The sequence below is a fragment of the Halococcus sp. AFM35 genome (assembly GCF_051195015.1).
In the GTDB taxonomy this organism is placed as follows: Archaea; Halobacteriota; Halobacteria; order Halobacteriales; family Halococcaceae; genus Halococcus.
Window position 1 is genome coordinate 1 of record NZ_JBNTJU010000052.1, and the last position, 8,983, is coordinate 8,983.

Annotated in this window: 13 protein-coding genes and 1 pseudogene; 7 read left to right on the top strand and 7 right to left on the bottom strand. The window is 58.0% G+C overall.

Annotated features, from left to right (window positions below):
* Positions 1-82 precede the first annotated feature (82 nt).
* The gene (locus ACQUQO_RS17330; RefSeq protein ID WP_435079765.1) at positions 83-217 is read left to right on the top strand and encodes an excalibur calcium-binding domain-containing protein; all 135 of its coding nucleotides are present in this window, start codon (positions 83-85) and stop codon (positions 215-217) included.
* A gap of 25 nt (positions 218-242) precedes the next feature.
* Here ACQUQO_RS17330 and ACQUQO_RS17335 read toward each other — a convergent pair whose 3' ends face one another.
* The gene (locus ACQUQO_RS17335) at positions 243-842 is read right to left on the bottom strand and encodes a hypothetical protein (protein WP_435079767.1); all 600 of its coding nucleotides are present in this window, start codon (positions 840-842) and stop codon (positions 243-245) included.
* A gap of 43 nt (positions 843-885) precedes the next feature.
* Between ACQUQO_RS17335 and ACQUQO_RS17340 the strand changes: the two genes are divergently transcribed.
* Positions 886-1,407 (top strand): hypothetical protein, encoded by a 522-nt coding sequence (locus ACQUQO_RS17340; protein ID WP_435079769.1) that lies wholly within the window; start codon positions 886-888, stop codon positions 1,405-1,407.
* Positions 1,408-1,414: 7 nt separating this feature from the next.
* Here ACQUQO_RS17340 and ACQUQO_RS17345 read toward each other — a convergent pair whose 3' ends face one another.
* Complete coding sequence (locus ACQUQO_RS17345; RefSeq protein WP_435079771.1) at positions 1,415-1,732, bottom strand: hypothetical protein; 318 nt, start codon at positions 1,730-1,732, stop codon at positions 1,415-1,417.
* A gap of 110 nt (positions 1,733-1,842) precedes the next feature.
* On the opposite strand from ACQUQO_RS17345, the pseudogene ACQUQO_RS17350 reads away from it, so the two are divergent.
* A pseudogene (locus ACQUQO_RS17350) lies at positions 1,843-2,196 on the top strand (branched-chain amino acid ABC transporter permease); the annotation flags it as partial.
* 195 nt (positions 2,197-2,391) lie between these two features.
* Here the strand turns inward: ACQUQO_RS17350 and ACQUQO_RS17355 are convergent.
* Positions 2,392-2,577, bottom strand: a complete 186-nt coding sequence (locus ACQUQO_RS17355) for a hypothetical protein (RefSeq protein ID WP_435079772.1) — start codon at positions 2,575-2,577, stop codon at positions 2,392-2,394.
* 163 nt (positions 2,578-2,740) lie between these two features.
* Here ACQUQO_RS17355 and ACQUQO_RS17360 point away from each other — a divergent pair, with 163 nt between their 5' ends.
* Positions 2,741-4,318 (top strand): right-handed parallel beta-helix repeat-containing protein, encoded by a 1,578-nt coding sequence (locus ACQUQO_RS17360; protein ID WP_435079774.1) that lies wholly within the window; start codon positions 2,741-2,743, stop codon positions 4,316-4,318.
* A 266-nt stretch (positions 4,319-4,584) separates the two neighbouring features.
* Positions 4,585-5,517, top strand: a complete 933-nt coding sequence (locus tag ACQUQO_RS17365; protein WP_435079776.1) for a thermonuclease family protein — start codon at positions 4,585-4,587, stop codon at positions 5,515-5,517.
* 27 nt (positions 5,518-5,544) lie between these two features.
* Here the strand turns inward: ACQUQO_RS17365 and ACQUQO_RS17370 are convergent, their stop codons facing one another.
* From ACQUQO_RS17370 to ACQUQO_RS17385, 4 genes are all read right to left on the bottom strand, one after another.
* Entirely contained in the window at positions 5,545-6,300 is a 756-nt protein-coding gene (locus ACQUQO_RS17370; protein ID WP_435079777.1) for an RNA-guided endonuclease InsQ/TnpB family protein, read from the bottom strand.
* Entirely contained in the window at positions 6,207-6,782 is a 576-nt protein-coding gene (locus tag ACQUQO_RS17375) for an RNA-guided endonuclease InsQ/TnpB family protein (protein WP_435079779.1), read from the bottom strand. The genes ACQUQO_RS17370 and ACQUQO_RS17375 overlap by 94 nt, the downstream gene beginning before the upstream one ends.
* Before the next feature lie 248 nt (positions 6,783-7,030).
* Positions 7,031-7,525, bottom strand: a complete 495-nt coding sequence (locus ACQUQO_RS17380) for a zinc ribbon domain-containing protein (RefSeq protein ID WP_435079781.1) — start codon at positions 7,523-7,525, stop codon at positions 7,031-7,033.
* Positions 7,522-7,965, bottom strand: coding sequence for a hypothetical protein (locus ACQUQO_RS17385; protein WP_435079783.1), 444 nt, complete (start codon positions 7,963-7,965; stop codon positions 7,522-7,524). Before ACQUQO_RS17385 ends, ACQUQO_RS17380 begins: the two co-directional genes overlap by 4 nt.
* A 100-nt stretch (positions 7,966-8,065) precedes the next feature.
* On the opposite strand from ACQUQO_RS17385, the gene ACQUQO_RS17390 reads away from it, so the two are divergent.
* Positions 8,066-8,587 (top strand): DUF7342 family protein, encoded by a 522-nt coding sequence (locus tag ACQUQO_RS17390; RefSeq protein ID WP_435079785.1) that lies wholly within the window; start codon positions 8,066-8,068, stop codon positions 8,585-8,587.
* 174 nt (positions 8,588-8,761) lie between these two features.
* On the top strand, positions 8,762-8,923 hold the full coding sequence (locus tag ACQUQO_RS17395; RefSeq protein ID WP_435079787.1) for a hypothetical protein: 162 nt from the start codon (positions 8,762-8,764) through the stop codon (positions 8,921-8,923).
* The last annotated feature ends 60 nt before the right edge of the window (positions 8,924-8,983 follow it).

Genomic DNA, 8,983 nt, shown 5'->3' on the forward strand with positions numbered 1-8,983 from the left:
GTCGTTCAACGACAGCTCGTCGCGCTCCCATTCAGAGAGATACGCGTCCAAAGGTCAAGAACTTGCGCTAGACCCTAGAGTGGTGGGCCGGGGCGACCCCTATGACTGTAGTGATTTCAGCTCACAGGAGCAGGCAAAGCAGTACTTCGAGTCGGTTTCAGGCGATCCCTCGGGTCTCGATGGCGACAGCAACGGCGAGGCCTGTGAGTCACTCTGAATCACTGTTCCGGACCTTCAGTTGATCACTTGACTGTCTCTCCCGGTTGGACGGTCGCCCACAACTCACCGTTTTGGTAGACTTTCAGCGTTGCCGACCCCTCGTTGTCGACGCTGTAAAGCTCGCCATCCGTCGAATACGAATCGACGCCACCATCGCCGACGAATCCATACGCACCCATTACTCCCGTGTAGTCAGGATTGTCGGCCGTAGTTCCGGGATCGGCCTCGTCCTCGTAGTAGAACCGCTCCGAGCCAGCAGCCCCCGCTCCGAGGCTGTACTCGGATTCACCATCGCCGACCGCCTTGACTCTGATGAGGTTGGCTCCCTCCGGCGGTGCTGCGGGATCAACTCGCTCCTCGCCAACCCCCTCACCCGGTTGCACCGTCTCGTACAGTTCACCATTGAGATACACCTTCAACGCCACGTCGCCATCGTTGACGAAGTTGAGGGAGAGTTCGCCCTGAATGGTTGGTCTGTACTGGTAGCTATCGACCCCGTTGTCGCCGACGAATCCTTCTGCATAGTACGGATCGTCGAGGATCACGCGGTCTTCGTACTCGACTGATGCCTCAGTGTCGGCTTTTGCACCCAAATCGATACCCGGGCCAGTTCCGCCGTACATTCGGTAGTAGGATTCGCCTGTACCGGCTGCGACGATCGTTACGTTGTACCAGTCTTCACGCGCCGAATCCGTCTCTGTCGGTGTTGCGGTCTGTGTCGTTGTCGGTGTCGCTGTTTCGGTTGGCGTTGCCGTCTCGGTGGGGGTTGGTGTCTCCTCTGGAGGTGTGGGTGTTGCCGTCTCAGTTGGTGTTGGTGTCGGCGTCGCCGTTTCCGTTGGTGTCGGGGTCGGTATGTCTCTTGTTGTTTCTGTCGATGTTGGCGTCGCGGTCTCCGTAGCGGTTGGTGTCTTGGTGGGGGCAGCTGTCGGGGCTTCAGTCGTGGTACTGGTCGGCGTCGGGGTTTCAGTTGTCGTTGACGACGTTGGGCCGCGTGGAGACTCTGTCCCCGCGGTGATTGTTGATGTTTCCGTAGCCACTGTGGTTGCACTTGCAGCGGTGTCTGTCAGCGTGGCCGTTCCATTCAGAGGGGATGCTGTCGTAGTAGATTCTGCCGGTGCCTCCGAGAGAAAACTACAGCCGGCAAACAGCATCGAAACGACCACTAGAACGACGAGCACGGAGCGGTAGTGCACGGTTAGTTCACCCCTTTCTGTGGGGTCTCTCGGTAGGTAGAGGCCGCGATGACGCCCTCTCCTCTGTACAGTCTAGAAACGAGAGACATGGTGGGGAACGCTGGAGGCCCCTGACTTGCCATCGATATTCCGGAGTCGACATTGTTCAACGCTATTGAGTACTGTTTGACGTTGATATCCTTGACCGTGGTACCCGGCCGTATCAGTTTCTCCTTGGAAGGGTCGCTCCCACGAGAAACGGGCAGTTGCAGCCCTGATAGGCACTGTTTATCGTCTTTCGCGTTACCGAGGATGCGTTTTGCTTTGATTTCTGCTTTCATAATGTGACTCCTGTACGCTACGATAGCGACTTTCCCGTATCGTTTCACAACGAGATATGGTTACATTATTGTACATCAACCCCACCCCCCATCAGCTTTGTGGGGCTGCCGACGCATTGCTCGCATCAATTATCGGTGGGTTCGGAACGCTCGCGGGCCCACTCTACGGACGCCTGTTCGACGAATCGGTGAAAGAGTTCCTATCGACGGCTGGGTCGGGTGGCGGCCTGTTGCCCTATCTCCGAGGGCATCTCCCGTCTGGCGTGCTTGATACCGACCTCTTCGGCGTCACGGTCGGCGCGGCCATTGAGATGTTCCTCAACGGGCACGCGAGCCTCTATCTCGGAGTGCTATTCGTCCTGTTCGTCCTCTACGTACCGGGAGGACTGTTGGGTACGCTTAGAGAGCACCTTGGTGGTACGGTAGCCGAGTGGGTCGCCCGCCGCATCGAACGATACCGCTGAGGCGTCGTTGGTGATGCACTTCGCAGTCACCGCGCCATCCGCGAAACCGGTTGAGATGAGAAACTCAATCGACCAGTGGGTCGGCTGTCTGGGGTGGATTCACTGGCTCTCCCGTAGTCCGTGCTTCCAGCTAAGAGGAGGTGCAGTATACGACCGGTTTCTGTAGCTCTGTCCACCACGCCCATTTCTCCCAAATCAAGGCTGAAATATCGATACAAGCAACACACCGAAAAAGAGAGCTACAGCGATGCCAGAGAACAGCTCCGAAGATGAAGGGTGAGTTATTCTGAGAATCGATTGTATGACGACGAGGCAGGCAAGACCGATCACAATGCTCTCAACGGAGAGAGCTCCTACCTTCATTTCTTCTCTCTCATCCATACATTAGCGGTTTTCAGGGGATAGATGAAGATTTCGATGGTGAACTGGCGGTTGTACAGGCAGGAGCCCCTTTCTCAACGAGCACCTGTAGTCCGTCTAAGACGTGGTAGCTTGCTCAGCGTCGATAACTATATTATGTGCGTAGTTGTTGCTATGGTATAACATGACGGGTTACAGGTTATCAGTTCGGCAACTAGTTGCGCTTGCAGGCGTTGTTCTGCTCATCGGGGCGGGATTGAGCGTCGTGCCAGCAATTTTAGCACAGGACAACGGTGGAGATGCGCCCACTCCGGGCTCGGATGGAGACATTAACTGCTCGGAGTTCGATGATAGACAGGAGGTTGATGAAGTCTTCGACCCGAACACCGACGAGTTTGGGCTCGACAGTGATGATGACAATATCGCGTGCGAAGACGTTGGTGATGATCCAACGCCAGAGGAACCAGGCACAGCAGCGACCGAAGAACCGACTGCGACGGCAACGGAAACGACTACCGAGACAGCGACTGAAACGCCGACCCCGACTGAGACTACTGAGGAAGCGACCGAAACCGAGACTTCAACTGAGGGAGCCGCATCGACAGCTACACCGACTGAGATCGGTTCGTGTACTCAAATCACCGAACCTGGTCGGTACGTGCTTACGGCGGATATCGAGAACAGTACGGCCGATCAGTGCATCCAAATCTTCGCACGCGATGTTGTCCTTGATGGAGCGGGACACACAATCGACGGCGTGGATGACTTCCCGACGGACGGAATCGTGGTTTTCGGCTCCGACGGTGCAACCAACGTCACCGTGACGAACGCCACCGTGACAGACTGGGGAGGTGGCATCGAATACGAGGCCTCCACTGGAGAGATACGCGACAGCGTGGTCGCCTCGAACTCCCGAGGCATCGCCTTCACCTTTGGAGCTGGCGGGATCGTAGTCGCTAACAACACGATAGCAGAGAACGATCAGGGTATCTACCTGCAATCGAGCAGCGATAACGCAATCACAAACACCACGGCTAGCGGCAACGGGCAGGCCTACTATTCCGATAGCGATCCCCAAGAGGGTCCTTCGATCAACAACACAGTGAGAGATCTGCACCTCGACTCAGCGACGGTTTCGTTCGAATCGAAAGATGTCGCGGTTCGGACAGTCGGCTCGTCTCCAACTGACCCGGACAACCGGACGAACATCGGCCAGTACGTCAACGCGAGCGCGAACAGCCCCGACTCGTTTTTCGACGTGAGCGTGAGCTACGAGGAGAACGATCTCGGTGGAGTCGACGAATCAACGCTCGAACTGTGGCGGTACGACGGCGACTGGTCGAAAGTATCCGAAAGCACTGTTGACATGGATGCGAACGCCGTCTCGGCGAATATCACGGAGTTTGCGAACGGGAGTATCTTCGCCCCGTTGGGACGAACAGCGGATGGCGGGACGGGCGACGAACTCGGTCAGAATGACGAGGACGACGACGGGGATGGTCACATCGATGAGGATGGTGAAGATGGGAACGATGTTCCATCCAATGATGACGATGACGGGGATGGCGCAGTTGATGAGGACGACGAGCCGGACGACGGTGACGACGGCTCCGACGACTTCAACGGAGAAGCCGAAGACGACGATGATGGCGACGGCCATTACGACGAAGACGACGAAAATGACGGTGGCAATTCCGATGATGAAGACAACGATGGCGATGGCGCAATCGATGAAGATGACGAACCCGACACCGACGACTAACCCAAAGTAACGCGCCACCCGAACGCTTTTTTTTTGACACTCCCTGTGCGACTCGTATGCACCAGCGTTCAGCTTTCATCGCCGTTGTCCTTGCCTGCCTATTCGTGCTCGCAGGGTGTAGCTCGCTCAGTGGAACCGGAGGGAACGCTACTCCCGGCGTTTCTCCGAGCGGAACTGAACAGACAAACGTCACCACTACTGAATCGGCGACCGCGACAGCTACCCAATTATCGACGAGAACAGCGACTGAAACGGCGGCCGCTACTGTGACTGCGACTTCGACTTCGACCGCTACTCCCACGGATACAACCACGCCGACCGCTACCCCAACACCGACACCAACTCCCACGCCAACAGCGACGCCGACGGACACATCAACCCCGACGGCGACGCCGTCCCCAACGCCCACTGCTACTGCTACGCCAACGGCAACATCGACCCCGGCACCCACCGCTACTGCTACGCCGACCTCGACGCCGGAACCCGAAGCGTCGATACCATCGGGAATTTCGGGTGGCGAGGCACGGCAGGCGACGGTCACGCGGGTCATCGATGGTGATACTGTGGAAGTCGAGTTCGATGGCGGTGAGACCGATACGATTCGACTCATCGGTGTCGATACGCCCGAGACGTCGCTCGGCGACGTCAGCCCCGACGAATACGAAGGGATACCGGAGACGCAGGCCGCACGTGACCACCTCTACAATTGGGGCCAGCGTGCCAGCGAGTTCGCCACCGCGGAACTTGATGGCCAGCAGGTTCGTGTCGTCACCGATGGCGAGGGCGACCGCCGAGGGTCGTTCGGGAGGTTGCTTGCGTACATCTACACTGATGGCGAGAATTTCAACCAGCAGTTGCTTGCGGATGGCTACGCCCGCGTGTACGACTCGCCGTTCTCGCTCCGCGAGGAGTTCGACAGTACTGAAGAGCAAGCACGCTCGAACAATGTCGGTCTCTGGGAGTTCGACGGCGACGGTTCGACGCCGACGGCAACGCCAACCGAGGAGCCAGCAGACGACGGTAGTGATGGTGACAGTGGTGGCAGCGATCTTCCGCCACCGAGTGGTGGGCCGGACGATCCCTACGACTGTAGTGATTTCAGTTCACAGGAGCAGGCACAGCAGTACTTCGAGTCGGTTTCAGGCGATCCGTCCGGTCTCGATGGTGACGGCAACGGCGAGGCTTGCGAGTCACTCTGAATAGTCTCGGGTGACATCCTCCCCACCCTACCGCTCGCCCACGCACCGCGGCGAGCGCTTGAGGGTGGGGCTTCCCTGTTCGATGACGCGACTTGCAGGAACCGGCGAAACGCCGGTTTCCACAGCGGTCGCAGTCTCCGAGGGCGTCGATTCGGCACAGCCCATGCCTATGTCAGAAAAGCCGCGTTGCAGAACGTTCTCGGCGGCGTTCGCGTCTCGGTCCGCCGTGTATCCACACGCTGGACACGAGTGTCCCCGCACCCACAGCGGTTTACTAGTTTCGACACCACACCGAGAACATTCTTTGGTCGTTCCTTTGGGATCGACCGCCGCGAAGTGCGTGCCTTCACGTTCGCACTTGTATTCGAGCATCCGGCGGAACGTTCCCCATGCCGCACTCACACGGTTGTGCGAGTTCGACGGCAGTTCCATCAACCTCTTCGTGTCGAGGTCTTCGATCGCTACGAAGTCGTAGACTTTCGCGTACCATGTCGAGAGCTTGTGCAGGAAGTCGCGGCGCTTCCGTTCGATGTCGGCGTGACGGCGCGCAACCTTCCGCTGCTGTTCGCGGTAGTTGTTCGATCCGTGCTCTTTGCGGGAGAGAACACGCTGTTCGTGCTCAAGACGGTCTTCTTCAGCGGAGAGGTCCAACGACCTGACGGCGTGGCCGTCGGTGTCGTGGACGAATTTCAGAATCCCCACGTCGATACGACACACCGCTCCAGTTCGTCCGGCTTCGGTGGCGCGTCGGCGTCGGTTTCGACGCCGAACGTCGCAAACCAATTTCCAGTCGGTTCCTGTTTCACCGTGACTTGTTTGAGTCGTGCGCCGTCGGGTATCTCGCGGTGGAAGTTGATGGGAATATCGCCGATTTTCGAGAGGTGGAGCACAGTACGACCGCTCTTGTTGTCGAGCTTGAAGCCGCGCTGGCTGTAAGTGAATGACCGAAACTCTCGCGGCGCTTTCCAGTTCAGGCTCCCGACGCGGTAGCCTTCCTCTTTCAGCCGCGACAACCCTTTGAGGTTGTCGTAGAGGCGTTCGACCACGACCTGCAATGTGCGCGAATACACGTCTTGCAGGTCCGTCCACCACTGCTTGAGGGCAGGCAGCTCCGACCGGAGCGTGGTCATGGCGGGTGTCCCCTCGTGCTGATTCAGCCGGTGGAGAAAGTGGTTGTACACTTGCCGGCAAGTATCGACGGTCCACGACAGTCGCTCGCGGTGAGTGGCGGTGGGATTGAGCCGATACTTGTAGGCGTAGTACACGACGAATCAGCGTTAGGGCTGTCGATTAGTAACGGTTTCGATTCGGACAGAAGGTTAGATGATGACGGGCGCTGTATCCCCTCCCTACTTCGCTCCTTGTCCGCCAGTCGGCGGACTGTGGTGCTCGTTGAGGGAGGGGGCTTAGCGCCCTGCACTGCACAGGCTAACCCAGAATGTCTGTCAGAACGCTTCTCCGGCCTTTCGACATATATGTGAGATACTCAATATTGAAAGCTGAGGACACGACGTTAGGGCAGTTCGTGGCCGCAATTTGGACAGAACGTCTCGTCACCATCCAGTAGATGGAGACACTTGACACAGATCCGGTTGCTCGGAGACGTAGCGATGTCCTCCAGAAAGTCCATCGCTGTCCGTGCTTCGACACCCGGCCCGTAGCCGCGAGCGTAGCCGGGAAGCGTCGAGGCCCACTGAACGATCCCCTCGTCATCGACGACCGCGATGTTGCCGGCGATGTCGAGTGACCCGTACCGCTTGAATCCTTCCGACGGCGTCGGATCGATGGTCTGGTTCAAATCTCGATTCCGTTTGAGATCGCGCTCGTAGACCTCCTCGGGTGAAGGATACCGTACGTCGCCAGGGAAGTCCGTGAGCGGTCCGTGCTGTTCGTCAATGCGGTCGATCTCGACGGTGATGCCATGTTCGTCGTGAAGCGTCCGCAACAGTCGGAGCGTGTGGTCATGCCACTCCCGAATGTCCGCATCCGCGTAGTAGCGCACATTCATCTTTCCGAGTCAGTCTCATCTGTGGCCGCGATGCGATCCGAGAGGCTTTCGGCGAGCCACTCGTTGGCGAGTTCACTGGCACGATCGACCATTTCCTGGTGGCCCATCTCCTCAGATTCGAAGGACTCGTGGACGCGCCACTGCTCCGCGGCCGGATCGAACACGATCACATGGGTCTTCGTTTCCATATTCAACAGAAACGCCTCGATTACCCCGGGTCTTGAACCGGGAAACCCCATCGCGCCGCGGATCTTCGGGTTGTCGCTCTCGCCGATCTGCTTGACGATGTCGTCGGTAATCGGCTGGCTCGGAAGGGATGAGAGAAATGTGGGTGAGGTGTCGGAGTCGTCGGTCATGCGTCTCATTTCGCGGAGCGTCGTCTTGAATCCGTGGGCATACCGGCGGTAGAGGAGAGTAATCCCAGCAGTTGTCCGCTCCATGATTGGGTTGAGCCTTGAGAAAGACGGTCAATCCGCGAACCTGAAGACCGACTATTTCGTTTCTGGATAGATTTATTGATGTCACGTGCTAAGACGTAGTATGGCACAAAACAATCCCGGTATCGAAGCGTGGAAAGAACATACGAGTGCGTTCGATAGGGTTCGGTCAGTCGCTGAGGCGGTCTCGCAGCCCCGATCAGCCTCGTCCATCGCAGACGAGGCCCTCGTCGCAGAGAACACGGCTCGCAGTCATCTCGAACGACTCGTCGAGATGAACGTCCTACTGAAAACTGACCGCGAAGGGACGGCGTTGTACACGCCCGATCCGCTCTACGTCCGTGTACAGACGCTCCGTGACCTCCTCGACGAGTACGACCATGATGGCCTCATTGGACTCAAAGAGGACTTGCAGGAACGAATCAAGACGTGGCGGGAAGAATACGACGTCGACGCACCGGAAGCGCTCCGCGAACGTGCAGCGGAGGCGGAACAGGTCGAACAGACCAGCGAGATTCGAACGACTGCAAGTGATTGGGAACTCACCAGGTATCGCCTTACTATCGTCGAGGATGCCATCGAGAACTACGCCACATACAGCCGCGGCGACAGAGCCACAGCGTAGTTCATGCGTGACGGCGAGCGCTCGTATGACTCGGCAGAAGCCTCCCACAGGGCACTTCGTGGAATCCGGCGTGAGCTTGAACGTCATCCAGCGGTTTCGTTGGCCCAAGGATTCCCACCGGACGTACACAACCACGTCGTCGCGGATGTGGAACCCGACCGACTCGGACGGAACGTGGACGATGCCACACTCACGGTTCGCTGGTTCGCAGGCGAGACGACGGATGCCTGCCCGGAGTTTTCGTTCCATTACAGTGATGATACGGGGAGCGACTTCGGCTGGCATCACGAACCCAATCCACACGTCGAGGGATGGGGACCATCCGTGTTCGGTTAAGGAGTGAAACACGTAGACAGCGCTGGCGTGATGGGCTTATCGTCAGAAACCGCGTAGAGA

Excerpts from the sequence above, each read along its gene's own strand:
- ACQUQO_RS17360 (WP_435079774.1), top strand. The coding sequence starts at position 2,741 with ATGACGGGTTACAGGTTATCAGTTCGGCAACTAGTTGCGCTTGCAGGC.
- ACQUQO_RS17355 (WP_435079772.1), bottom strand. The coding sequence starts at position 2,577 with ATGGATGAGAGAGAAGAAATGAAGGTAGGAGCTCTCTCCGTTGAGAGC.
- ACQUQO_RS17335 (WP_435079767.1), bottom strand. The coding sequence starts at position 842 with ATGTACGGCGGAACTGGCCCGGGTATCGATTTGGGTGCAAAAGCCGAC.
- ACQUQO_RS17385 (WP_435079783.1), bottom strand. The coding sequence starts at position 7,965 with ATGGAGCGGACAACTGCTGGGATTACTCTCCTCTACCGCCGGTATGCC.
- ACQUQO_RS17380 (WP_435079781.1), bottom strand. The coding sequence starts at position 7,525 with ATGAATGTGCGCTACTACGCGGATGCGGACATTCGGGAGTGGCATGAC.
- ACQUQO_RS17345 (WP_435079771.1), bottom strand. The coding sequence starts at position 1,732 with ATGAAAGCAGAAATCAAAGCAAAACGCATCCTCGGTAACGCGAAAGAC.
- ACQUQO_RS17390 (WP_435079785.1), top strand. The coding sequence starts at position 8,066 with ATGGCACAAAACAATCCCGGTATCGAAGCGTGGAAAGAACATACGAGT.